Genomic DNA, 24,502 nt, shown 5'->3' on the forward strand with positions numbered 1-24,502 from the left:
CCGCTTCCGGAGCTGGAGCGAACGGTGCCCGTGGCCCTGCCACGGACTCCCAAGGGGGCACTGTGACGGACACTCGGGGGCCTCAGCCCCAGTACGAGGGTTACGCGACCGGGCCGTTGCCCGGCGAGCGTGAGCCCGCGCCGGGGACGGCGGGGCCGTATCACCCGCCGCAGGCGTACCCGTCGCCCTCGGGCGGCACACAAGGGGGTAAGCAGGGCGGCACACAGGGCGGCGCGCAGGCGATGCGCCTGCCGCGCACGGGGGCGCGGACCACTCCGCGTACCCGCAAGGCGCGGCTGCGGGTGGCGAAGGCCGACCCGTGGTCGGTGATGAAGGTCAGCTTCCTGCTCTCCATCGCCCTGGGCATCTGCACGGTGGTCGCGTCGGCGGTGCTGTGGATGGTGATGGACGCGATGGGCGTCTTCGACACCGTCGGCGGCACGATCAGCGAGGCCACCGGTTCGAACGAGAGCAACGGCTTCGATCTCCAGTCGTTCCTGTCGCTGCCGCGCGTCCTCATCTTCACGTCGGTCATCGCGGTGATCGACGTGGTTCTGGCGACCGCTCTGGCGACGCTGGGCGCGTTCATCTACAACTTGTCGGCGGGCTTTGTGGGCGGCGTCGAGCTCACTCTGGCCGAGGACGAGTAGCGCTCCGGGTATCGATTTTGGGACTGGCCCCGACGTGCGCTAATCTTCAGAAGTCAGCGCACAGCGCGGCGGGGCTATAGCTCAGTTGGTTAGAGCGCATCCCTGATAAGGATGAGGCCACAGGTTCAAATCCTGTTAGCCCCACGCAGACGAAGACCCCCAATCACTTGTGGTTGGGGGTCTTCGCGTTTCCGGGGTGGCGCGGAGCGATGTCGGGGGCGGAGTCCGGAGCCGGCGTACTCGGGGCTTGTGCGGGGTGTCCGAGCGGCAGGGTGCGGCAGGTCACGTTCTGTGCGTACGGATGTGGCGGAGGCCCGGTGCCGCTGCCTGTGCGGGCGCGGGAAGCGCCGGCGCTCGTGCAGCCGGTGCTCGTGTACGGGGCGGGCTCGTGTACGGACGGCTCGTGTACGGGGTGGGCGCGGGCTCGGGAAATGCCCGTACCTGCCGTACGGGCATGGGAAAGGCCCCCGTCCGGTGTGAACCGGACCAGGGGCCCTGGTGCTGGAGAGCCGTGCGGCGGGGCGGGATCAGGGTGGCAGCAGGGACGAGTCGCCCGCCGGGGCCGCGGGGTTGGTGCGGGCCGTCTCCGTGGCGTTCAGGGCGTCCGTGGTGTCGGCGGACAGGTGCCGGGTGGCCGGTGAGGAGTTGTGTGCTTCGGCGCGGATGCGCTGCTTCATCGTGGGAGGCAGCGCCCTGTCACGCGGAAGGGTCCATCGCACCGACGGGGTGGTCGCGGTTGCCGCGGTCGCACCCGTGTGCTCCTGAGTCGTGGCCGTCGGCTGCGTGATCGCGGCGGCGGGGGTGGAGGCGAGGCCCAGCGACGCGAGGATCGCGAAGAAGGCGGTGATGAAGGCGGTCCAGATGCTCTTGACCCTGAAGGTGCTCATGGCCCCTCGCTTTCAGGTGGTCCGGTTTGCTTACTTTCCTGATCATGTGGATCCGGCTCGCGATTTCGGGGACCGACGCCCCCGCTGCGCCGATCTTCAGATGAACACCACTCGTATGGTTCAACCGGTGCTGACGGACCGTCCGAGGGCGGTCGCGGGGGTCCTGAGGATGCTCGGATGATCGCTCCGGCCCGCCGCAGCGGGGTTCCGGGCAGGTCACCGATCGGTATCGGCCGGTGTGTATAGTCGGGCGGCAGAAGTCCCCTACGTCAAGGAAAGACGAGGTCGCGCGGTGAAGAAGCTTCTCCTGGTCGCACTGGCCGCCATCGGCGGGCTCCTCGTGTACCGCCAGATCCAGGCGGATCGCGCCGAGCAGGATCTGTGGACGGAGGCGACCGACTCCGTGCCCGCAGGTTCGGGTGTGTGAGACGGCACAGTCTGTTACAAGCCCCGGTCGCTGAGCGGCCGGGGCTTCGTGCTGTCCGGGGGCTTTCCCGATGGTTGCCGATGGTCTCCTCGCTGCCGGGGGCGGGGGTCGTGCTGTTGCGGGACCGTGGCACCCCGACCCTTGAATTCGCTCACGCGAATAAATAGGTTGCGAGAGCAAAATGACTGGGTTGACGGCCGCGGCGGCGACGGAGCGGGCCGTTACTGGTTGGTGGTGGAGCGGGAGAGCGGGAAGGCTCCGGCTCCGCGCGGTGGCCGCCGGGGCCGGTGTACGGGTGGGGGCGCCGCCGGCCGAGGGCGTCACGACGTCCAAGAACCCTGACAAGAGTGGTAATTCGACTGCGGCCGAAGACAGCGGCAGTGCGGTCGGGGCAGGATGGACCGTCATTGCGGCCGCCGCGGGGGCGGGCGCCCTGGTAGTGGTTGTCGCCGGGGTGCTCGTGTTCGTACGCGGCCGTCGCAGGGCAGTCATGCGGACGACGAGGGGAAGCGCGTGAAGAGGCAGCGCAAAAAGGGCCGGGTGACGCTGGCGGCCGTCGCGGCGATGTGCGCGGTGGTGGCGCTGCCGGGGCAGGCGCACGCGGCCGGCCCGCCGGCGTACACCTTCGATCCCGGGGCGAAGACGATCCAGGGTGCCGTGGCCAACGCCGACGCGGCGGTGCTGGACGAGGGCGCGGTGTACCGGAGCACCATCAAGCCGGGCGAGAAGCTCTACTACCGCGTGAAGCTCGATGCCCGGTCCAACGCCTATGTCTCGGCGGTGGCGGTGCCCAAGGCGGGTGGCGCGGTCGCCTACGGGGACGGCATCACCGTCAGCCTCCGCGATCTCGACGACTCCCGGTGCGGTTCGGAGGACGCCGACTTCGGGTCGACCGAATTCCCCCGTCCGATCTCGGCCTACGCGTACCGGACCATCGACAAGGAAAGCTCCACGTGCCAGAAGGCCGGCACCTACGACGTCCTGATCGAGCGGGAGAGCAAGGCGACCTCCAGCCCCGCACCTTGGGACCTGGAGCTGCGCTTCGCGCTGGAGCCGAAGCTGAAGAGCGGCGGGCCGATGCCGACCGGGGCGCCCGAGAACTGGCCCTCGGCGTCCCCCGAACCGATCGCCGCGGCCGGGAAGAAGCGGACCGGCGGCAGTGGGTACTACGAGGCCACCAGCCTGGATTCCGGTGAGTGGAAGGACACCATCGCACCGGGCCAGACGCGCTTCTACCAGGTGCCGGTGGACTGGGGGCAGCAGATCTACGCCACCGCCAAGCTGAGCAACAGCCCGACCGACTCGGACGAGTTCGTCGGCAACGCGCTCTCGCTGTCCCTGGACAACCCCGCGCAGGGACATGTGGACGACGCGACGCTCTCGTACTCCGGAAGGCCCGCGTCGGCGGCACTCGATCCGCTGCCTCCGGTGGCCTACGGGAACCGGTTCGACTTCAGTACCGATGTCAGCGCCATGCGTTTCGCCGGCTGGTACTACCTGTCGGTGTCGCTCAGTCCGGCGGTCGCGAAGTCCTACGGCAAGGACCCGATCCTGCTGACCCTGAGCGTGCAGGTGAAGAACGACGCGAAGACCTCCCCGTACGAAGGGGACGCCGGGATCTTCGGTGTCACCCAGAAGGACAGGGACATGGCCAGGAACGGGCAGAGCGGCCCGCAGGCCGCGAAGAGCGACACGATGCGGCTGGTCGCCATGGCCGGGATCGGCGCGGGCACCGTGCTGGTGCTCGGGCTCGGTGTGTGGACGCTGCTGGCCAGGCGCCGTCCGCGGTCGGCCGATGCCGTGCCGCCGGGCGGCGGCGGGCAGCAGCCGCCGTTCGGCGGTCCGCCGCCGCAGAACCGGTAGCGGGTCCGGGGGCCCGGTGGCCGTGGTGCCGGCCGCCGCCCCTCCCGGCCGAGCCCGGTGTCAGCTCTGGGTCAGCGCCCAGATGCCGACCGCGAAACAGAGCAGCGCCACCAGCAGGACCGGGACCGCCACCTTTTGGGGCGGTCCCGGTCGTGTCCGGGGAGCGGGGGCGCCGTGCGACGCGGGGGCGGGCGGCGGGGAGACCGCCGCGCCGGGGTGGGGAGCCTGCGGGTGCTGGGCGGTGTAGGCCCGGGTGGCGGCCGGATCGTGCGGCACCGCGGACGTGGGGGCCTGGGAGAGGTCCGGGGTTCCGGTGGCGTAGGGGGCGGACGCGTGCGCCTGGGGCGGAGTGGGAGGCGTGGCCGACCGCGCGGGGTGGGGCAGTTGCGCGGGCGGAGGCGTGGATTGCGGCGTGGGCTGCTGAGGAGGCGGCGCCAGGTGGAAACTGCCCGTCTCCGACATCGAGACGGGCGGCTGCGCGGGCTGCCGCGCGTACGGATCCTGTGTGTGCGGATCCTGGGTGTACGGCTGCCGCGTGGAGGGCGGCTGTGTGGCCTGAGAGGCGTCCTGGGACAGCTGGGTGGCGTGGGGAGCCTGCGCGGCCTGTCCGGGCGCCTGGAGGCCCGCTACGGGGCCGTCGGGGCCGAACCCGGCCGGTAGCGGCCCGATCTGGTCGAAGACCTCGACCGGCTCGTCGCCCGCACCCGGTTCGGGCAGCATCTCGACGGCCGCCGTCAGGGCCTTGCGCGCCCCTGTGGCGGTCCGGAAGCGGGACTGCGGGTCGGGCTGCAGCAGACCGGCCAGGACCTGCCACAACGGTTCCGGGATGCCTTGCGGGGCACTTGGGGTGCCGTGGGTGACGAAGTGCTCGACGAGCGCCTGGGAGTCGGGTTTCTGACCCTGGATCAGATAGAGCGCGACGAGGCCGACGGCGAACAGGTCGGCGGGGAAGTCCGGCTCCGCGCCCATCATCTGCTCGGGCGCGAAGTAACCGGGCGTGCCCACCACGTAGTTGGTCTCGGTCAGGCGCGGTTCGCCCTTGCGCATCGAGATGCCGAAGTCGGAGAGCCGCAGATGCGGACGGCCCGTTCCGGTCGCCTCCATCAGGATGTTGGCCGGCTTGATGTCCCGGTGCACCACACCCTCGGCGTGCACCGTGGACAGTCCGGACAGCAGCTGGTCCAGCAGCAGACAGACGAAGCGCGGCGGCAACGGGCCGTAGTCGCCTATGACATGGGCCAGCGAACCGCCGCTGACCAGATTCATGGTGAACAGGACCTTGTCGTCGTCGGCGGCCCAGCTGGCGGGGGCCAGTACATGCGGGTGCTCGATGCGCAGCGCCTGCTCGCGTACGAAGCGCAGCAGCGTGTGCGCGTCGCTCTGCTGCAGGACCTTGGCCGCCACGTAGCGGCGGCGCCGGTGGTCCCAGGCCCGCCACACGGCGCCGACCCCACCACGTCCGATCGGATCGATCAGTTCGTACCGACCAGCGAAGACCTCACCCATTGCGCTGCGCCCGCTCCCCGTTCCTGGTTCCTGCTCCGGTGTCGCTCACCGACTCGTACCCCGGTTCTCAGGGGTACAGGGGTACTGCCGGGTCCAGGGCGTCTGCCGTCGGGCGAGCCCTGGCTCCGGTGTCCGTGCGGCCCTGGGGCCTGTCTCAGCTCTGGTGCCCCTCGTAGTGCGCGACCGCGTCCGCGGTGCGCCCCGCTCCGTACACCTTGAGGAACTCTGCCAGTTCCGGGTGGGTCGGGGCGAGGGAGTCGGCGGCATCGATGATGTCCCCGGCCGCGGCGACCGACCTCAGCAGCGACTGGATCTCGCGCACCACACGGCGGACGGTGGGGGCTCCGCCCGTGCTCGTGGTCTGCCCGGTGTTGGTCAGGACGGAGCCGCCCTGGGACTTCTTGATCTCTTCCATCCGGTCGGTGGCCTCGCCCGCGCTGACGCTGCCGTCCGCCACCTGGCTGGCCAGCTCCTGAAGGGCCTGCACGCGCTGGACGACCGCGGGGTTGCCGATCTTGGCCCGCTGGCCGCTCATCAGCTGGGACAGCATGGGCGCCGACAGCCCGAGTACCGCGGCGAGCCGGGCCTGGTTCAGGCCGAGATCATCGATCAGCCGACGGAAGAGCGCACCGAGCGGCTCCCCGTACCAACTGCGCTGAAGCTCCCTGGCTCTTGCCGTTGCCTCTTGCTGCGCTGCGTCCATGGCGTCTCCCCTTCGCTGCGGCTTCGCTGCTGCGAACCTCGTCGTGCATCTTACGGAGAGTGGTTGCCGACCGGGAGTCCCAATCCTTTTGCGAGATTCCGGGGGTCACCCGGTACTCTGGTCTGCGACGGCAGCCGTGACACGGACGTGTTGGACGCTACTTGCGTGTGCCGTTTTCCGGGGCCTTAGCTCAGTTGGTAGAGCGCTGCCTTTGCAAGGCAGATGTCAGGAGTTCGAATCTCCTAGGCTCCACGTACTAAATGCCTTCTGACCTGCGGAAACGCAGGTCAGAAGGCATTTTTTGTGCCCATTTGGTGGGGCGGAACCGGATCGGATCAGGCCGGGACGGACGCGTGGGGGGTTTCCGTGGTCGTCTGCTCGGGGATGTGCAGGCCCGCGCTGTCGATCAGGGCGTCGGCGGTGGCGGAGTTGAGAGCGATGGGGATGTTGGCGAGTGCGGCGAGCCGGATGAGGGCGCGTACGTCGTCGCCGTGGGGGTGCGCGGAGAGCGGGTCGTAGAAGAAGATCAGCAGGTTGATGTCGCCGCTGGTGACGAGGGCGCCGATCTGCTGGTCGCCGCCGAGGGGGCCGCTGCGCAGCGGGGTGACCGGCAGGCCGAGCCTGCGGTTGATGAGGGTGCCGGTGGTGCCGGTTCCGTAGAGCCGGTGACGGCTGAGCTCGGCGGACCTGCGGTCGGTCCATGCCAGCAGGTCTGCCTTGCGGGTGTCGTGGGCGACCAGGGCGATGCCGCGCGGGCCACCGGCGGGTGTCGGCTCGCCGGTCAGCCAGGAGGGGTCGGCCAGGGGGGAGAGGTGCACGGCTGCCGCGCGCATCTCGGTGCGGGTGATGCGGCCGTCGCCGTCCGCGTCGACGGTCTCGAAGGCCAGGGCGGAGGTGTCACCGGCGAGGCCGGTCGCGCCGAAGATGCGTTCGTACTCCACGGCGTCGATGGTGCCGTCGCCGTTCCGGTCGAGTGCGTCGGCGAGGGAGTCCAGGGCGCGCAGGGTGGACTCCCTGAAGTGCGGGTCGGCGTCGAAGGCGCCGCGTGCGGTGGCGGCGACGAACTCCTGCTCGCTGATCCTGCCGCCGCGGTCCGTGTCGGAGACGGCGGCGAGTTGGGTCCACAGTTCCGCGTACGCGTCGTAGAGCGCCGAGCGGCGTCGTGTGTCACCGGGGGCGGTGAGCTTCTCGGCAACCCGGGCGGCGTAGGCGATCAGGTCCTCGCGGCCGAGTTGGCTGTCCCCGTCCAGGTCGTATGCGCGGAAGATCGCGGTGATGCGGGGGAGCCATGCTTCGGGCGTCGTCACGGAAGTGCCTCTTTCCCAAGGTCAGTTGAGGAACGTGCGGGTGGTGTGCCGATACGGATGTCGGCCGCGGAGCGGATGAGGGACGGCGCCCCCAGTGCCGCGGAGGCGCGGGCGAGGGCCCTCCGAGGCGCTGCGGACCGCCCCGCACCGGCACGAGGTGCACGTGCCGGTGCGGGGCGGTACGAGGTGCACGTGCCGGAGGCGGTGGGGTCAGCGCTGGTGGGGCAGAGGCGGCCGGTCGGCGGTTTCGGCCGAGCGGTCGAAGGCGCCGGGGCGAGCGAGGTCGTCGAGGAGTTCGTCGACCAGGTCGCGGGTGACGTGCGGCATGACGTAGACGTGGCTGTAGTCGTGGCGCCGCCCGTCGAGGTTGAGCGGTACGCAGGCCAGCGTGTACTTCTCGACCAGTTCCCGGCGCGGCTGCTGGAACCACACGCTGAGCGAGTGGTCCCCGTTGCCCACCTCGATGCCGTCCTCCGCCCAGGGCTCGTCGCGCTCCTCCAGCAGACCGCTGAGCTCACGGAGCCGGGCGGCGGTGTAGCGGGCGAGTTCCAGGACGTCCGCCGCTTGCCGGACCTGCTGTTCCTCGCTGAGCTGTGCGAGGTGGTTCCACATGGCCAGGGAGGCGAATCCGCTGCGGGAACCGGCGAAGGTGCTGTCCGGGGAGGAGACGACCGCCGGGTCGGACGGCGGACGCAGTTTGGAGCCGGCCCGGGACATGAAGATCCCGGTGGGAACCGGGGCCCCGGGGTACTTGTGCCCGCTGGTGACGATCGAGGACACCTCGGGGATCCGGAAGTCGAAGACCGGTGGCGCCGTGTCGATGAGACCCGCCGCGTGGGCCTTCTCCAGGTAGGGGGCGTAGGCGCCGCCCAGTGCGCCGTCGACGTGGATCCAGTAGCCGTTGCGCACGCTGACCCGCTCCGGGTCGTCCGGGTCGAAGGGAACCGCGCGGTCGATGAGGCCGTGCGCCTCGAAGACCGGCCGCAGCCGCTCGCAGGCGTACTGGACGTCGTCGTAGGCGCCCTTGAAGACGCTGCCGATGTTGAAGTTGACCAGGACCGGATGGCCCTTCGCGGCGAAGAACTCCACCAGCGCGACCAGGGCGTCGACGTCGACCGTGCCCGGCCCCTCGTCACCGCCGGTGGTCGGGACGCCGCCCAGCGGCCAGCCGTTGTAGGTCTGCATCCCGGTGCCGGTCAGGTCGAGCGGGCACTGCCCGGGATAGTGCGCGGCGCCCAGGTCGTAGAACGTCGGGATGTCCAGCACCCGCATCGCCTTGATGTGCGAGTAGTGCGTCTCCTGGGAGAAGAACGCCACCGGCGAGTAGGCGTTCGGGTTGCCCTCGGGGGCCGTTGCCCGGATGTACGTCGTACGGCAGCTCGCGTCCCCCGAGATGTCGTCGCGCACCAGGGCGTTGCCGTCGAGGTAGTCGCGGGCGTTCCACAGGGCGTAGAGGTTGCCCTCGGTGCTGCCCATGGACAGCACGTACCCCCAGCCGTCGTCGTCCCGCGCCCTGGCCGGGTCCTCGGGAATCCGGGCGTGCCACAGGCGGGCGTAGTGCTCAAGCACGGCACGCTCCAGCCACCGCGAGTGCAGGCTGTAGTGGCCGTCGACGAACGGGTCGCCGATGTTGTTGATGTGGTAGCTCAGGAAACGGCCGAGCGAGGCGTGACCGTCCAGCGCGAGATTGCTCTGATAGCCCAGGAAACGGCCGCGCCGCTGTCCGAGGTATCCCTCCAGCTTGGCGAGAACGGACTCGCGCTGCTCGTCGGTGTACGCGTCGCGGCCCAGCCGGTAGTCGTTGTCGGTGGGCGACACGGAGTCGGTGGGCGACACGAAGGCCGAACGCGACAGTTCGGAGGGTTCTGAGATCATTTTCCGTCCATTTCTGCACCGTTGCACCGCGGACCTGGTTCAGCTCCGCGGTGAACTGCTGTTCCGCCCGCGGCCCCGGCACGGGCGTTGACCTTGTGGGGCAGGGCGACCGGGAGAGCCACCAGGACACCGGTGATCTCCGCCGAGGGAGGAGCACAGAGGGCGCGGCCGCCGGTGACCCGCGCGTCCCCCTCCGCCGCGCGGAAGCCCGAGGCGTGCGCCTTCACCGCCCGCTCGGCCGGCAGGCTCTCCGGGCAACCCCCTTCGTCGTTCGCCCAGTTCGCCTAACGAGACCACCGGCCGGAGAGCAACGGGGCGGCTACCGAAGGCAGTCCGGCTCAGGCAGTCGGGGCCAGGTGCAGGATCGGTCCGGGCCGTCCCGGCAGGTTCGGGATCGCCGCCGGCGCCGGTTCTGGGCCATGCCTAATGCGGCAGCGCGCCCGTCCCGTACCAGCGCAGTTCCGGTCGCAGGGGAGCGCACGGCCTCAGGACCAGTCGCGGGTTTCGGGCCGCCATGTCCTCCTGGAACAGGCATCGGCCGCCGGATTCGATTCTTCCGTTCTTGTCCAGGCGCCATTTCTGGTGAGGACGGTGGTCACAGGTGGAAACGGTGATCCGCTGCGAGTCGGCGGTGAGGCAGTTCCGGCCGCTCTTCGACTCGATGGTTCCGGCGTTGACCCGCCAGGACTGATCGGCCCCGCCGTTGCAATCGAAGGTCCGTACTTCGACGGCCGCGTGTGAGCCGCTCGGGCCACTCGCCGAGCCGAGGCAGCGCTCGTGCCGCCCCGCTCGATTCGCCAGACCGATCGCCGACACGATCTCACCCGGCTGCGGCGTCCGGGGCTTGAGGGAGTATTCCCTGCCCACCCACTCGTGGTATTTCCCCTTCATGTAGTGGCCCATCGGGCACGCTCTGGACTCGCACCCCGTACCTCTGCGATAGGACTGGAAAATCGCTTCCTTCTGCCGGGCCCGGACCGGGTCGAGGTTTTCGGGAAGACGGGACATGCCGTATCCGAGATAACCCATCACCCGGTCCTGGGCGCCGCCCGGGAGACCGAACGCGACGCGTCGGAAATATCTTCCGGCCACTCCGTGGTCGCTGTGATCGGCGCCCGGCGTGTATGTGTGCCCGAAGGTCGCATTGTCGTAGTCGAGAGTGAGAGTTCGCTTGATTCCGTCCCGCCGGGCGAGTGCGGTGAGTGAATCGACGAGTTGCTGCTCCGTGTAGCTCTGTGACCCGTCCACCGGCTGAATGGTCCGGATCTTTCCGCGGAAGAGTTTCAGAAGGCTTTGGCGGGAGTATTTCGCAGTTCCTTCGCCATCGGGAATTCCGTCAGGAAGCCTGAGGAAGGAGAGCCGTACGCCGGTCTTTCCGTTCAGGGTGAATGACGCGATGGTGCGGGTGCCCACGTGGAGGTCGTCCCGCGTCCAGCGGTTCGGGACGCCCGCCATTTCCGCGTAGGCCGCTCGTACGCCTTCTTCCCTGCTCTGTACGTAATCGCCCCCGGCGTATGCCCGGCCGGCGTCCCCGGAGGTCAGGTAGACCGTACTGAAAGCGCATCGCGGCCCCGTGGCCTGCTGGATCTCCGGATTGATGAACAGCAGGTCGTCGTCCTGGTGGGCCACGCCCACCAGCGTGCGTTCACAGCCGCGGGAGGCGTCCCGGTCCCCGGGTCCGTCAAGGAGCGCGGTGGCACGGTTCTCGGACACTCGGGCCGGCCGGTCGAGGAACGGAAAGAGGAGAAGGAGACTCATCACCAGGCAGGGCGCACCCCAGCGCAATATCGCCGAACGTCTCCTGACCGCATGCTTCTCCTGCCGACCAGACACCTCACGCATCCCGACCCTCCGATTTCTCCGGCCCCCGGCCCCCCGACCCGCTGCCGCGTCTTCGCGGCGCCATTCCGTCAGCCGTCAGCCGTCACGCCACAATGCAGTCGATGGTCCATAACGTGGGTCCTCCCCACCAACCACCGGGCCGGGCCGTCACCCACGTGCACCGGAAAACGCACCGGAATCGGCCGTTCGCGTTGCGGTGGACATGGAGTTCGCGTGTGTGGAATCCCGGTCGCCGAACCATTGAGGTACTGCGGACACGAAGGAAATGGGCGGTCCCAGGAGATTTCGGATCGCCGGTGGCCGATCGAGGACGGATTCCGCAGTGGGAGAAGAAGAACAGCCGACACGCGCGAACGGCCCCGGCTCCCGGAGGTCACGCAGCGTGCCATGGGCGTCCGTCCTCTGTCTGTTCCCGTTGGGCCTCCTGGCCGTGGCTGTGTCATACGCGCGCTGGGTAAGGCCAAGTGGCGACGAATGGTGCTTCCTGCCGGTCATCCGTGATCACGGATTTTCCGGGATGATCAGGAAGTTCTACGTCCATGACAACGGGCGGGCCATGAACGGCGTGCTGGTCTGGCTCTACGGGAGATTCGGGGTAACGGGGCACCAGTGGTTCGCCCCGCTCAGCGCCGTGTTCGTGCTCGGGATTCTCTGGGCCGTGACCGCGCTGGCCCTGCGCCGGGCGAACCTGACGGTCCCGCGCGGAGTCCCCCTCCTCGTGGCGGCCATGGTGACCGTGGTCTTCCTGCTGGGGTCGCCCAACACGTACAAGACGTTCTACTGGCCCGCGGCGTCCGTCTCGCACACCCTGCCCCCGGTTCTCGCCTGTGCGGCGGTGATTCCGTTCCTTCTCGCCCGGTCGCGCGGCGGCAGGGCCGTCGCGTCGGCCATCGGCCTGCTCATCTGCCTCTGTATCGGAACGCTGTCGGAACAGACCACGATCGTCGTGCTGGTGGTACTGCTCGCCGCGCTCGTGCTGACCTTCTGGACGGCGGGCGGGCGGCAACGCCGCCGACTACGGGTCTGGTTCGCCGTCGGCCTGGCCGGAACAGTGGCCGGTGCCCTGATCCTGGTGACGTCTCCGGGCTCGCGGTACCGAAGGGGCCGGTTCGGCGCCGCGAAGGACACTTCCCTGATCGCCCCGGATTCGCTGGCCGGGACCGCCCGGAGCTTCGCGCACATCATGATCGACACCTTCTCGGCGTGGCACTACCTGGGCGCCGTCGCGGCCGGCGTCCTGCTCGGCCTGGTGATGCGGGGCCCCGGCGGTGTCCCGCCGAGCTCGCCGCGCCGCCCGGTTCTGCTGGTGTGCGCCGGAGCGCTCACGTTCCTCGTCAGCGGCTATCTGGCCACGCTCGTCGCGTACCCCGTCTTCCAGGCCGGCGTGGTGAACTCCACCCGGCTCCGGAACGACTTCCTCTTTCTCTACGTCGTGCTGCTGACCGCCCTCGGCATGCTCCTGGGACAGGCGCTCCAGGGATTTTGGCCGCGCGTCGGCGCCATGCGCTGGGCCGCGGCAGTGCTGTGCGCCGCCACGTGCGTCGGCCTCGCACCCCCGCTCGTCCACCTGGGGGATCAGATGCGGGTGCGGGCGCACGACTGGGAACGGCAGGACCGGTGGATCCGCGCCCGGGTGGCACACGGTGCGCAGGTCGTCCCGTACACACCGACAGTGATCGGAAAGATGACGGAGCCGTTCGGCAACGGGAAGCGAAGCTGGTCGACGGCGTGCGTGGCCCACTACTACGACGTGAAGCGCGTGGACTACTCACCGCGGCTGCCCTGACCGGACCGGGAAACCTGTTCGAACGGCAGGGCTCCACACCAGACGAGGCCGCCTGCCCTGCGCAAACGCAGGTCAGGCGGCCTCTTGTCGTCTTCGTCCCCGCTGCCCCGCTGCCCCGCTGCCCCGCTGCCTCGACGGCCCGTTGCCTCGCCGCCCGGGGCTCGTGGGGCTCGCGGGAGCCCTCTACGAGACCTTGAAGCTGTCGACGATGAAGTAGTCGCCCGTCTTCATGACGCCCTTGAGGGTGTGCGGGCCGGGTGCGAGGCCCGCCTTGCTGAACACGGTCCGCTGGTGGACGCGGGTGTCACTGTGGTTGTCGATCGTGGCCACGAGTGTGCCGTCGAGATACAGGTCGACCTGGCCCTCGTCGCTGTTGACCTGGGTGATGAGGTCGATGGCGGTGCCGTTGAAGGCCAGCTCGAAGGAGTCGCCCTTGGTCTGCGTCGCGTGCACATCGTCGGCCCAGCCGCCCGCGCCGCCCCGGGACGTGTTCTTCCAGTCCCAGCCGCTGCCGCCGTACACCACGCCGGAGGTGTTGTTGAGCTGCTCGCCGCCGGCGGGCTTGGTGACGGTCAGGTCGGTGGACGCCTGGCCGCGCCAGATCGTCAGCTTCACCGACGAGCCGGGCGCGAGCCCGTTGTACACGTGCCAGAAGCTGTCGCGGTCCGTGACCTGTACCCCGTTGATCCCGCGGATCACGTCATTGCCGCGCAGCCCCTGCCGGTACGCCTCCGACGTCTGCGCGACGGTCTGGAGGTAGAGCCCGTCGCTGTCGGTGAGGCCGGTGGAGGACTTGATCCGGTCGGAGTAGATCCGCGTCGCCTGCGCGCCGAGCAGTGGTTCGGGGAAGGCGTCGACCGTGTCGGTGGGGGTGTCGTCGGCCCACTCGATGGGCGGCGGAGTGGGTGAGCCCGCCTTGCCGAAGCCCGTCATCGGGATGTTCCTGAATCCCAGCGCCAGAGCGGGTGAGCCGTCCTGAACGGTGTAGTCGAGCTTCTTCGGGTCGCTGAACGGGTCGGTCCCGGTGAACTTCGGGTCGGCGATCAGCGAGTGGGTGTCGAGGCCCTGGCCCCGCCAGGCGTCGCTCAGGTCAGGAACGGGGCGCCCGTTGTTCCAGAACAGGTTGTTGTCGATGACCGGCCTGCTCCTCGCCGTGTCCACCTGGATCAGGTCGTACGGGTCGGCGGTCACGAAGAGGTTCTTCTCGACCGTGTCGCCGCTGTCCGCGTACCAGACGTGGAAGTGCGCGCCACCGTTGACGAAGACGTTGTTGCGTACGGTCCGGTGGAAGCCCTCGCGCAGCTTGACGCCGCCGTTGAGCAGCAGGTTGTTCTCGACCAGATAGTTGGACGAGCCGTCGTCGAGGTCGATGTCCCAGTGCGAGGAGTGCCGGATCCGGTTGTGCCGGATGACGGTGGTCTCCATCGCGTCGAGCTTCGCGTACGACTTCTTCGTCGCGTCGTCCGCCGTGAGCGGCCAGAAGCGGTCGCGGCCCCAGGCGTTGACCGGTCCGTGGTCGGACGTCTCCTTCACGCAGTTGAAGATGTCGTTGTCCTCGATGACATGGCCGCCCCAGGTGCCGTCATTGATGTCGACGCAGGCGCGCGGGCCGTCGTGGATGGTGTTCCCGGCGACGGTGACGCGACGGCTCATCGAGATCTGCACGCCGGACGTCTGCTTCTCGAACTGCCCGTTGTCGTGCATGTAGTTGTCGTCGACGCTGATGTCACGCGGGTAGTTCTCGGACTTCGGCCCGGGGGTGGTGTCGCTGATCGTTTGGCGCATGCTGTCCCAGGTGGACGGCTCGCGTACGGCGTCCGGATTGCCGATGACCGCTACGTCCGAGGCCCCGGAGTGGCTGAACTCGTTGCCGGAGACGGCGTTCTCGCTGTTGTAGCCGTCGAGGAGGACGGCGTTGCCGCCCACCTGGTCGAAGAGGGAGCCCTTGATGTCCACCCGCGCGGTGTTCTTCAGGTGGACCGCACCGGCGCGGGCGATGGCCCAGTCACCCAGCTGGAGCTTCTCGTACGGCTGGTTGAAGAGGGTGCGGTGGGTCTGGGTGAAGGTGAAGCCGACGAAGGAGAGGTGGCGTACGGGGGCCGTGCTGCTCTTCCCCTCGACCCGGATCAGCTCGTTCCGCTCGGCCGTCGCGATCTTGGCCCTGCTGAGGTCGGTGCCTTCGGGGGCGTAGAAGTAGAGCTTGCCGACGGGTTTGTCGTAGAACCACTCGCCGGGTGCGTCCAGTTCCTCGAAGACGTTCTCGACCATGCGGTACGTGGAGTGCAGCCCGCTGCCGCGGTTGTTGTCGCCGACCCAGGAGAGCGTGGGCGTGCCGTCCGGGCCGAGGCCGGTGACCTTGAAGGAGTTGCCGCCCCACTCGCCCTGGTGCAGTCCGCGCACCAGGGCGGTCGTCGGGTTCTTCCAGCGGGCCGCGCGCTGGGCGGACACGGCGTCAGCGGCGTAGCCGCCGAGGATCGCGGTCGCCGGGTCGTGGTTGGGGTAGCGGGCGAGGGTCTGGCGCGCACCGTCGAGGAACAGCTCGTCGAAGTCCAGGCCGCGGCCGATGTCGGCGACCCGCACTTTGCCGGAGTACGTCCTCCAGTGCGGGGTGAGCGAGCGGCCCCCGCTGAGGACGACCTTCTCGCCGCGCGCGGCCGCGTACCGGACCGGGGCGGCGGCGGTGCCGGAGTCCTCGGGCCCGAATCTCAGGGTCTGTCGCAGCCGGTACGTACCGCCGCGCACGATGACGTCGACCGGGCCGTGCCGCTTTGTCTTCGCGGCCTTGCGCGCGGCCTGCTGGGCGCGTTCCAGGGTGCGGAAGGGCCTGGCCTTCGTGCCCTGGGCGCGGTCGTTCCCGGTGGGGGACACATACAGCTGTACGGCGCGGGGCGTCGCGGAGACGGAGGTGGAGGTGGATGCGGTGGCGGTGGCGGTGGGCAGCAGGGTGAGCCCGCCGACCGCGAGGGCGGCGACCGCGGCGGTGGCGCCCGCCCGCGTTCTTCTCGGGGAGAGCGGCGGTGAGGGGTGCGGTGGGCGCACAGATGACTCCTGGTGTCGTGCTGGACGGGAATCATCCGAGCTATCCGGGTCGTCCAGCGCATTGGTGGACCGTGTGCGCCTGGAAGTTATAAATAGATCGGATGACCGTCAAGAGTGGTGACAGAACCCGCCGCGACGGCCGGATCGGCGTCACCCTCTGTCCGCGTCCACGGAAACAGCCCGATCGGGGGAAATCTCGCCGCCGGGGGGTGACGCGGAGCAACGCTCGGCGATCCGGTGAGCCAGTGGTGAGTGCGGTCGCATCCGCCGTGCGGACAGCTGTACGAGGGGCGGGGGCTCGGCGGGCGCAGTCGTACCGGCTCGCTCGTGTGGGTTTGGCGGCGGATCATCATGGAGCGCCAACGGGGCTGTGGCGGGCGCCAGTTGGAGTGGGTTGAAGTTTGCGGGCGGAGGGCGTGAACCACGAGGAAAGACGGGGAAGAATCCCTCCTGGGAAGTGAGGAACATCACGTGATGTCTCCCGTGTGGTCAGCCGCCGGGCGCTGAGCATCGGTCGGGACGAGGGAAAGAGATGACAGAAGGTAGCGGGCTCCCCTCGCCGGACGACGAGCCCGGCGCTCCGGCCGGGGACGCGGGCAGTCCGGGCGGGGACGGCCGACGTACGGGTGCCGGCGGTGGCTCGGCCTTCGGCCGTGCGGCCGCGTGGATACGCCGCCACGGCCCCTCGACGCTCATCGGATCGGTTCTCGTCACCGTCGTGGGCCGACGGTGACGGTGGTCCTGACCGCGTTGATCGGTGACGGCGGCGGTGACGGCGACGCGGGAACCGGGCCGGGCTCGTCCGGGGTGTCCGCCCGGCCCACGGCCGGACCCGACCCGAAGTCCCCGCCCAGCTGCTCGGGTGAGGGCTGCGCGGGGCTCGACCCCAAGGACACCGGCTGTGGCGACAACGCGAGAACCGTGGGCAGCGAGTGGGCGGGCACGATGAGCCTGGAGATCCGCTACAGCCCGGAGTGCCGGACCGTGTGGGGCAAGCTGACCGGGGCGGAGGTCGGCGACGTGGCCGAGATCCGGACATCACCGGCCAGGCACCAGACCGCCAAGGTACTGAGGGGTCACACCAAGTACACGTCCGTGCTTCCCGCCCCGCCGGGGTTCACCGCGCAGGCGAGCGCCGTCGCGGTCAACGCGAACGTCGTACGGGACGTTTCGCAGGGGCATGTGGTGAGGGTCGGGGGCGGCCAGCTCGGATCTTCCCTCCGAGGGCCCGGCGGACGGCGCGACGGCGGGTACGGCTGCGGGTACGGCGGACGGCACCGACAGCGGTACGGCCGGGGTGGGCCGGAATCCGGCTTCCGCTTCCTGACCCGCGCCGGTGCCGGTGCCCATGCCCGCGCCTGAGCCGTCGCGGCCCCACGGGCAGACGTGGGGAAGGGGCGCCGGTAGACCGTGAGGTCCTCCGGCGCCCCTTCCCGTTGGGCTGTTGGGCCGTTGGGCGTTGGCCGTGCTCGCGGTGCCGGATCGCCTGCGCCCGGCCCCGGTTCAGCGGCGGTCGTCGCGGTCGGTGCCTTCCGCGTCGCCCGACTCGCTGTCGGCCTGCTTCGCCCGGACCTCCGGGTCGAGCACCGGCTCGCCGCTGCCGTCGACCGAGGTCAGCGGTGCGCGCTCGGCGGCCACCTCCGTGGGGGCGGGCGGCTCGACCAGCCAGTCCGGATTGGCCTGCTTGTCCCACCACCGCCAGGCGGCGTACGTGCCGCCCGCCAGGACACCCAGCACGGCGAGGCCCTTGGCCAGCCGGCCGGCCCTCGCCCGCCGCTCGTGCTTCTTGACCAGCTTCTGGATCTCCTTCGCCGTGACCTGTCCGCGAAAGGCGGCCAGCGCCGCGGCGCTGCGCGCGGTGGCCTGCTCGGCGACAGGCTGGGCCACGGCCACCGCGTGCTCCACGCGGGGCACGGTGTAGTCGGCGGCGCTCCGGGCGGCCTGCCGGGTCCGGACCGCGGCGCGGTGCGCGGCCTCGTCGACCTTGGGCGGTACATGGGTCAGCGCCTGTTCGATACGTGGCGCGAGATGGGACGCGTACTGGGCACGGGCCTGGTGGGTCGCCCTGGTCACCTTGGGCGCGAGCCGTACACGTGCCTCGTTCGCATAATGTGCGGCCTGTTCCTTGGCCGTGTCGGCGTAAGGCGCCACCACTTCCGCGGCGTGCTGAGCGCTGTCCTTCGCCGAGTAGGTTGCGGCGCGCACGCGGTCAATGCGGGTCACGGGATCCTCCTCCTTGGTGGCGGGTAGGTACTCCGCCTTTCCACCCAATTCGAAATCATGCCTGTCAGGGCCCCACGCGGCATGCGGGACAGGCATCCGGGTCATGAACGGCTACTTCGGGCAATGCGGTGCAAGGCGAGCGTGCCGACGACAATGCCACGGATCGGCGGTGACCGCGTGGCTTCGGCGGGCAACTGGCCGCGGTTGTCCCGGCGGGGCGTGCGTACGAGAGCGGGCGCCGTTGCCGCGCGGTGACAGCACGACGGCGGGGGTGGGCCGTGCGAGGATCGGTCCACGCCAGTGAAGACTTACGGAAGGCAGATCGTGGCCGAGCAGCTTTACGCCACCTTGAAGACCAATCAAGGCGACATCGAGATCCGGCTTCTGCCGAACCACGCGCCCAAAACGGTCAGGAACTTCGTCGAGCTCGCCAAGGGTGAGCGCGAGTGGACCCACCCCGCGACCGGGAAGAAGTCCACGGACAAGCTGTACGACGGCACCGTCTTCCACCGGGTGATCAGCGGCTTCATGATCCAGGGCGGGGATCCACTGGGCAACGGCACCGGCGGTCCTGGCTACAAGTTCGCCGACGAGTTCCACCCGGACCTGGCGTTCACCAAGCCGTACCTGCTGGCCATGGCCAACGCGGGCCCGGGGACGAACGGTTCGCAGTTCTTCCTGACCGTGTCGCCCACCGCGTGGCTGACCGGCAAGCACACCATCTTCGGCGAGGTCTCCGACGAGGCCGGCAAGAAGGTCGTGGACGCCATCGCGGCCACCCAGACCAACCCGCGCACCGACCGTCCGGTGCAGGACGTGGTGATCGAGTCGGTCGTCATCGAGACCCGCTGACGGTCCGGTCCCCCGGGAACCAACCGCCCTGCTCGTCCGTACTGTTACATAGCGGACGAGCAGGGCGGTGGCATGTGCGCCGCCCTCATGACGAGGACCGAGAGGCAGGCCAGGACCGATGGATCAGCAGCCGCCGGCAGACCAGGGCCCGTCCGGGGACAGCGGTGGCGCGCCGACCTGCTACCGCCACCCGGACCGGGAGACCGGAATCCGCTGCACGCGCTGTGACCGCCCGATCTGTACCGATTGCATGATCAACGCCTCCGTCGGCTTCCAGTGCCCGGACTGCGTACGCCAGGGCTCCGGCACGGGACACCACCCGGCCGCCAACCAGCCGCGTACGCTCGCGGGCGGCCGGGTCGCGGCCGACCCGAGGCTGATCACCAAGATCCTGCTCGGCATCAACCTCGCGGTCTTCGTCGCGGTCTGGGTCACCGGCCGTTCCTGGCTGGTGGACGATCTGATGCTGCTGGGCCGGGCCTGGGACCCCAGCCCGCCGCCGGGCAGCCTCGAAGGTGTCGCCGAGGGCCAGTGGTACCGGCTGGTGACGTCGATGTTCCTGCACCAGGAGGTGTGGCACATCGCGTTCAACATGCTGGGGCTGTGGTGGCTCGGCGGTCCGCTGGAAGCGGCGCTCGGCCGCGGCCGCTATCTGGCGCTCTATCTGCTGTCCGGGCTCGCCGGCAGTGCCCTGATGTACTGGATCGCGGCTCCGAACGAGGGCTCGCTCGGAGCCTCCGGAGCGGTCTTCGGGCTCTTCGGGGCCACCGCCGTCATGATGCGCCGGATGAACTACGACATGCGGCCGGTCCTCGTGCTGCTCGCGCTGAACCTGGTCTTCACCTTCACCTTGGGCGGAATCGCCTGGGAGGCGCATGTCGGCGGTCTGGTCGCGGGCACGCTGATCGCGATCGGCATGGTGCACGCCCCGCGTGAGCGCCGTACCGCCGTGCAGTACGGGACCTGCGCGCTGGTGCTGGTGGCGACCCTCGGGATCGTTCTCGCCAGGACTGCCGCGCTCACCTGAGCGGATTTCTGTCCTCCACCCCCAAAGTTGTCCACAATGGACGCAGGATCTTGTGCATGGCAAGAGGAACAGGTGTTCCCGTTGTCGCTGAACTGGGTTTTTCCCGCAGGAACAAGGGCTGCAGCCCCCCTCGAAGAGGGAGGCTGCAGTCACACCGGCGTCAACATCGGCGGAAGTTATCCACAGATCGTCTGACCTTTTCCCCCACCTGTGGATAACTCTGTGGGTAACTTCAGGGCAAGGCTTGCGTTACTTCCACTGGGTCGATACGCCGAAACCGCCGGCGATGAAGCCGAAGCCCACGACGATGTTCCAGTTGCCCAGGGCGTCGATCGGCAGATCGCCCTCGGTCACGTAGAAGATCACGATCCAGGCCAGCCCGATCAGGAAGAGGGCCAGCATCACCGGCGCCACCCAACTGCGGTTGGTCAGCTTTATGTTGGTTGCCTGCTTCGCCGACGGCGGCGTGAAGTCGGCCTTCTTGCGGATACGTGACTTCGGCACGAGGAACTCTCCTGTCGATGCGCTGCGTGACCGCGCAGGGATCTCTTTGGCTGGCGCCGGGGCGAGGCGCGAGGGGGAATGCTGCCTCCCCCGGGCGTCCGTTAGCGTAGTGCTTCCATGGCGCCTGAGGAGATAAGGGTACGTTGAGCAATTCTGCCGACTCTCCCGACGGCCCGGCCCGGTACACCTCCAAGTGGCCGGTCCGGGGGCTCACCGCTGCTGTTTTCGCCCTGGCCGGACTGATCTTCGTCACCAGCGCCAACACGGCCAAGGGCACGAACATCCGCAGCGATTCCTCCCTGCTCAAGCTCTCCGACCTGATCAAGGAGCGCAGCGAGAACAACGCAGAGCTCAACGAGTCGACCGCGACCGTGCGCGAGGACATCGACGCCCTCGCCCAGCGCGACGACGGCAGCACGAAGGCCGAGGACGCCAAGCTCAAGGCCCTGGAGAAGGCGGCCGGCACCACGAAGATCACCGGTGAATCCGTCAGCGTGACACTGAACGACGCGCCCCCCGACGCCACCGCGAACCCCGGCTACCCCGACCCCCAGCCCAATGACCTGGTCATTCACCAGCAGGACCTCCAGGCCGTCGTGAACGCCCTGTGGCAGGGCGGGGCCCGCGGCATCCAGGTCATGGACCAGCGGCTGATCTCCACCAGCGCGGTCCGCTGCGTCGGCAACACGCTGATCCTGCAGGGCCGGGTCTACTCCCCGCCGTACAAGGTCACCGCGGTGGGCGATCAGGGCAAGCTCAGGCAGGCGCTCAACAACTCCACGGCGATCCAGAACTACCAGCTGTACGTGAAGGCGTACGGGCTCGGCTGGAAAGTCGAGGAGGACAAGACGGTGACTCTTCCCGGCTACTCGGGCACAGTGGATCTCCACTACGCGCAGCCTGTGGAGTAGCCCCGGGGAGGCCGGCCGGTGACGGTGCGACTGATCGTCAGAACGTTCAGCGAAATCTGTATCACCGTCGGCACGCTGATCGTCCTCTTCGTGGTCTACGTGCTGTTCTGGACCGGGGTGAAGGCCGCCGGTGCGACGGAGGGGCAGATCGACACCCTCCAGAACCAGTGGGCGCAGGGTGCCGTGCCCGGCCCCGTACCCGACTCCGGCCCCGCACCCGGCCGCGGTCCCACGCCCGCGCCCGGCCCCGACAAGGCGCCCGCTTCCCCGCCCCCGTCGCCCTCCTCGAAGGATCGGGAGGCGTACCGCGGCGGAAAGCCGTTCGCGATGATGTACATCCCCCGCCTCGGTACCGGCTGGGAATGGCCCGTCCTGGAGAACACCGAGGTCAGGACCCTGCAGAAGGGGCTCGGCCACTACAGCGGAACCGCCCGCCTCGGTGACACGGGCAACTTCGCGGTGGCCGGCCACCGCCGGACGTACGGCGACCCGTTCAAGGACTTCCCGAAGCTGCGTTCCGGGGACGCCGTGGTGCTTACGGACGGGACGACCTGGTTCACGTACCGCATCGCTTCCAGGCCCTACCGGACCGTGCCCTCCGACACCGCGGTCATCGACCCCGTCCCGCGGAAGTCGGGGTTCGACGGGCCGGGGCGCTATCTGACGCTGACCACCTGCGAGCCCGAGTGGGGCAGCAGCCACCGGCTGATCGCCTGGGCGCATCTGGACTCCACCCAGCCTGTGACGGACGGCAGACCGGCAGCTTTCCACAGCTGACCCACGGCCCGGCCCCCGCCCTTTAGTCTGGTGCCGTACCGAATGGAGGGGTCAGCATGTACGGCTGGATCTGGCGGCATCTGCCGGGCAACGCGTGGGTGCGGGGTGCCATCTCGCTCGTGCTGGTCCTGGCCGTCGTCTACGCGCTGTTCCAGTACGTCTTCCCGTGGGCGGAGCCACTGCTTCCGTTCGGTGATGTGACGGTCGACGGCGAAGGCACCAGCGGAGCGGGGACCGGTCAGTGAGCGCACGCATCCTTGTCGTGGACAACTACGACAGCTTTGTCTTCAACCTCGTCCAGTACCTCTACCAGCTCGGCGCGGAGTGCGAGGTGCTGCGCAACGACGAGGTGACGACGGCACACGCCCAGGACGGCTTCGACGGCGTCCTGCTCTCGCCGGGACCCGGCACCCCCGAGCACGCCGGTGTCTGCGTCGAGATGGTGCGGCACTGCGCGGAGACCGGGGTTCCGGTCTTCGGCGTCTGCCTCGGGATGCAGTCGATGGCGGTCGCGTACGGCGGCGTGGTGGACCGCGCCCCGGAGCTGCTGCACGGGAAGACGTCTCTCGTGACCCATGAGGGCAAGGGCGTGTTCGCCGGTCTGCCGTCCCCGTTCACGGCGACGCGCTACCACTCGCTCGCCGCCGAACCGGGCACGCTGCCCCCCGAGCTGGAGGTCACCGCCCGTACGGCGGACGGCATCATCATGGGCCTCCGCCACCGGGAACTGGCGGTGGAGGGCGTGCAGTTCCACCCCGAGTCGGTGCTCACCGAGCACGGCCACCTGATGCTCGCCAACTGGCTGGAGCAGTGTGGTGACGAGGGAGCCGTCGCGAGATCGGACGGGCTCGCGCCGGTGGTGGGCAAGGCCGCCGCGTGACCCCACTCCGCCCCGAACCGGAAGCCGGACAGGAGGGCCCGTACGCGCAGGGAGCGGACGGGGCCGACGGCGCGTTCGAGGCGGCGGTCGAACAGCTCGCGGACCCGCTGAACGATCCACTGCCGGGACAGCACGCCTCGCCGTGGTTCCGGGCGGACAACATGCCTGCGGATCAGCAGGGGCCCCCGGACCACCAGACCCCCCAGGCCCCACAGCGGCAAGAGACGCAACAGGCGCACCACGGGCCTCAGGGCGGCCAGGAAGCCCCGACCGAGTGGTACGACCCCGAGGGCTACCAACGGGACTGGTACGGCCAGCAGGAGCCCTCCGCGCCTGCTCCCGTGCCGGTTCCCGCACCCGCCTCAGCTCCCGCACCCGCCCCGGCGCCTGCGCCCGAGCCGGTTCTTCCCCCGGCCGACGACGCGACCGTCGGTCTGCGGACAGCCGATACCCGGCGCATGATCGTGGTCGACCGGGACGGGCGTGAGCCGCGGCTCGGGCAGGAGCCGAGGCGGACGCCGGGGCAGGAGTCCGGACAGGATCCGGAACCGACGTCGGTGCCGCTGTCGTCCGAACCCCGCACCGGAGGGCGTGCCGAGCGCCGCAAGGCCGCGAAGGGGCGTGGCCGGCGCCGCCCCGGACCGCGGCCGGACGCGGAAGCGGACTCGGCGGGCGCCGCGGACCCGGCCGTACCGGCTGTTCCCATGACGCGCCTGGAGGCGCGGCGCGCGGCGCGTGCGGCCAAGGACAGCCCCGCCGTCGTCGCCAGCCGGGTCGTGGGCGAGGTGTTCATCTCGCTGGGGGTGCTGATGCTGCTGTTCGTCACCTATCAGCTGTGGTGGACCAACATCCGTGCCGATCAGATAGCCGGCAAGGAGACGAACAAGATCCAGGACGACTGGGCGAACGGGGAACGCAATCCCGGTGTCTTCGAGCCCGGCCATGGCTTCGCGATCATGTATATCCCCAAGCTCGACGTGGTCGCGCCGATCGCCGAGGGCATCAGCAAGGAGAAGGTCCTCGACCGCGGCATGATCGGCCACTACGGCGAGGGCAAGCTGAAGACCGCGATGCCGTCCGACGAACAGGGCAACTTCTCGGTGGCGGGCCACCGGAACACCCACGGGGAGCCGTTCCGCTACATCAACAAGCTGAGCCCCGGCGATCCGATCGTGGTCGAGACGCAGGACGCGTACTACACGTACGAGATGACCAGCGTTCTTCCCCAGACCTCGCCGTCCAATGTCTCGGTGATCGGGCCGGTGCCGCCCGGTTCGGGCTTCAAGGGGCCGGGCCGGTACATCACCCTGACGACATGTACGCCGGAATTCACGAGTACGTACCGTTTGATCGTCTGGGGCAAGATGGTCGACGAACGGCCGCGCAGCAAGGGGAAGCCCGACGCGCTCGTGGGCTGAACATCATCACGACAGGGGACGGGTG

22 protein-coding genes and 2 tRNA genes are annotated in these 24,502 nt (G+C 69.5%); 15 read left to right on the forward strand and 9 right to left on the reverse strand.

Annotated features, from left to right (window positions below; all coding sequences use genetic code 11):
- Positions 1–62 precede the first annotated feature (62 nt).
- Positions 63–650, forward strand: coding sequence for a DUF3566 domain-containing protein (locus OG413_RS10900; RefSeq protein WP_266804654.1), 588 nt, complete (start codon positions 63–65; stop codon positions 648–650).
- Positions 651–720: 70 nt separating this feature from the next.
- Positions 721–794, forward strand: a tRNA-Ile gene (locus OG413_RS10905).
- A 383-nt stretch (positions 795–1,177) separates the two neighbouring features.
- On the opposite strand, the gene OG413_RS10910 is transcribed toward OG413_RS10905, so the two are convergent.
- On the reverse strand, positions 1,178–1,537 hold the full coding sequence (locus OG413_RS10910; protein ID WP_266804656.1) for a DUF6344 domain-containing protein: 360 nt from the start codon (positions 1,535–1,537) through the stop codon (positions 1,178–1,180).
- Positions 1,538–1,829: 292 nt separating this feature from the next.
- Between OG413_RS10910 and OG413_RS10915 the strand changes: the two genes are divergently transcribed.
- Complete coding sequence (locus tag OG413_RS10915; RefSeq protein WP_003958712.1) at positions 1,830–1,964, forward strand: DLW-39 family protein; 135 nt, start codon at positions 1,830–1,832, stop codon at positions 1,962–1,964.
- A 513-nt stretch (positions 1,965–2,477) separates the two neighbouring features.
- Entirely contained in the window at positions 2,478–3,827 is a 1,350-nt protein-coding gene (locus OG413_RS10920) for a hypothetical protein (protein WP_266804657.1), read from the forward strand.
- Between the two features lie 60 nt (positions 3,828–3,887).
- Here OG413_RS10920 and OG413_RS10925 read toward each other — a convergent pair whose 3' ends face one another.
- Together OG413_RS10925 and OG413_RS10930 are read right to left on the reverse strand one after the other, a co-directional pair.
- Positions 3,888–5,333, reverse strand: a complete 1,446-nt coding sequence (locus OG413_RS10925; RefSeq protein ID WP_266804658.1) for a serine/threonine protein kinase — start codon at positions 5,331–5,333, stop codon at positions 3,888–3,890.
- A 154-nt stretch (positions 5,334–5,487) separates the two neighbouring features.
- The gene (locus OG413_RS10930; RefSeq protein ID WP_266804660.1) at positions 5,488–6,036 is read right to left on the reverse strand and encodes a DNA-binding protein; all 549 of its coding nucleotides are present in this window, start codon (positions 6,034–6,036) and stop codon (positions 5,488–5,490) included.
- 179 nt (positions 6,037–6,215) lie between these two features.
- On the opposite strand from OG413_RS10930, the gene OG413_RS10935 reads away from it, so the two are divergent.
- Positions 6,216–6,288: transfer RNA gene (locus tag OG413_RS10935), tRNA-Ala, on the forward strand.
- An 83-nt stretch (positions 6,289–6,371) separates the two neighbouring features.
- Here OG413_RS10935 and OG413_RS10940 read toward each other — a convergent pair.
- The 3 genes from OG413_RS10940 to OG413_RS10950 form a co-directional block, all read right to left on the reverse strand.
- The gene (locus OG413_RS10940) at positions 6,372–7,343 is read right to left on the reverse strand and encodes a methylglyoxal synthase (RefSeq protein WP_266804662.1); all 972 of its coding nucleotides are present in this window, start codon (positions 7,341–7,343) and stop codon (positions 6,372–6,374) included.
- 210 nt (positions 7,344–7,553) lie between these two features.
- Complete coding sequence (locus OG413_RS10945) at positions 7,554–9,218, reverse strand: pyridoxal-dependent decarboxylase (RefSeq protein WP_266804664.1); 1,665 nt, start codon at positions 9,216–9,218, stop codon at positions 7,554–7,556.
- Positions 9,219–9,641: 423 nt separating this feature from the next.
- On the reverse strand, positions 9,642–10,976 hold the full coding sequence (locus OG413_RS10950) for a ricin-type beta-trefoil lectin domain protein (protein ID WP_266804665.1): 1,335 nt from the start codon (positions 10,974–10,976) through the stop codon (positions 9,642–9,644).
- A gap of 601 nt (positions 10,977–11,577) precedes the next feature.
- Between OG413_RS10950 and OG413_RS10955 the strand changes: the two genes are divergently transcribed.
- On the forward strand, positions 11,578–12,846 hold the full coding sequence (locus OG413_RS10955) for a DUF6056 family protein (RefSeq protein WP_266804667.1): 1,269 nt from the start codon (positions 11,578–11,580) through the stop codon (positions 12,844–12,846).
- Between the two features lie 183 nt (positions 12,847–13,029).
- Here OG413_RS10955 and OG413_RS10960 read toward each other — a convergent pair whose 3' ends face one another.
- On the reverse strand, positions 13,030–15,885 hold the full coding sequence (locus tag OG413_RS10960) for a PDZ domain-containing protein (protein ID WP_266804668.1): 2,856 nt from the start codon (positions 15,883–15,885) through the stop codon (positions 13,030–13,032).
- A 532-nt stretch (positions 15,886–16,417) separates the two neighbouring features.
- Here OG413_RS10960 and OG413_RS10965 point away from each other — a divergent pair.
- Complete coding sequence (locus OG413_RS10965; RefSeq protein ID WP_266804670.1) at positions 16,418–16,618, forward strand: hypothetical protein; 201 nt, start codon at positions 16,418–16,420, stop codon at positions 16,616–16,618.
- Complete coding sequence (locus OG413_RS10970) at positions 16,615–17,247, forward strand: DUF2690 domain-containing protein (RefSeq protein WP_266804671.1); 633 nt, start codon at positions 16,615–16,617, stop codon at positions 17,245–17,247. Before OG413_RS10965 ends, OG413_RS10970 begins: the two co-directional genes overlap by 4 nt.
- A 141-nt stretch (positions 17,248–17,388) precedes the next feature.
- Here OG413_RS10970 and OG413_RS10975 read toward each other — a convergent pair whose 3' ends face one another.
- Complete coding sequence (locus OG413_RS10975; protein ID WP_266804673.1) at positions 17,389–18,108, reverse strand: DUF5324 family protein; 720 nt, start codon at positions 18,106–18,108, stop codon at positions 17,389–17,391.
- Positions 18,109–18,432: 324 nt separating this feature from the next.
- Here OG413_RS10975 and OG413_RS10980 point away from each other — a divergent pair, with 324 nt between their 5' ends.
- Positions 18,433–18,960, forward strand: coding sequence for a peptidylprolyl isomerase (locus tag OG413_RS10980; protein WP_266804675.1), 528 nt, complete (start codon positions 18,433–18,435; stop codon positions 18,958–18,960).
- A 118-nt stretch (positions 18,961–19,078) separates the two neighbouring features.
- Positions 19,079–19,987, forward strand: coding sequence for a rhomboid family intramembrane serine protease (locus tag OG413_RS10985; protein ID WP_266804677.1), 909 nt, complete (start codon positions 19,079–19,081; stop codon positions 19,985–19,987).
- Between the two features lie 249 nt (positions 19,988–20,236).
- Here OG413_RS10985 and crgA read toward each other — a convergent pair whose 3' ends face one another.
- A complete protein-coding gene (gene crgA, locus OG413_RS10990; RefSeq protein ID WP_073727777.1) occupies positions 20,237–20,491 on the reverse strand; it encodes a cell division protein CrgA in 255 nt (84 codons plus the stop codon).
- 143 nt (positions 20,492–20,634) lie between these two features.
- On the opposite strand from crgA, the gene OG413_RS10995 reads away from it, so the two are divergent.
- The 5 genes from OG413_RS10995 to OG413_RS11015 are packed head-to-tail and all read left to right on the forward strand — an operon-like array spanning position 20,635 to position 24,477.
- Positions 20,635–21,402 (forward strand): DUF881 domain-containing protein, encoded by a 768-nt coding sequence (locus OG413_RS10995; protein WP_266804679.1) that lies wholly within the window; start codon positions 20,635–20,637, stop codon positions 21,400–21,402.
- Between the two features lie 18 nt (positions 21,403–21,420).
- Entirely contained in the window at positions 21,421–22,179 is a 759-nt protein-coding gene (locus OG413_RS11000) for a class E sortase (protein WP_266804681.1), read from the forward strand.
- 56 nt (positions 22,180–22,235) lie between these two features.
- Positions 22,236–22,424, forward strand: a complete 189-nt coding sequence (locus OG413_RS11005; protein ID WP_266804682.1) for a hypothetical protein — start codon at positions 22,236–22,238, stop codon at positions 22,422–22,424.
- Complete coding sequence (locus OG413_RS11010) at positions 22,421–23,059, forward strand: aminodeoxychorismate/anthranilate synthase component II (protein WP_266804683.1); 639 nt, start codon at positions 22,421–22,423, stop codon at positions 23,057–23,059. Before OG413_RS11005 ends, OG413_RS11010 begins: the two co-directional genes overlap by 4 nt.
- The gene (locus OG413_RS11015; RefSeq protein WP_266804685.1) at positions 23,056–24,477 is read left to right on the forward strand and encodes a class E sortase; all 1,422 of its coding nucleotides are present in this window, start codon (positions 23,056–23,058) and stop codon (positions 24,475–24,477) included. Before OG413_RS11010 ends, OG413_RS11015 begins: the two co-directional genes overlap by 4 nt.
- Positions 24,478–24,502: the final 25 nt, after the last annotated feature.

It is taken from the genome of Streptomyces sp. NBC_01433 (assembly GCF_026340105.1).
Lineage (GTDB): Bacteria > Actinomycetota > Actinomycetes > Streptomycetales > Streptomycetaceae > Streptomyces.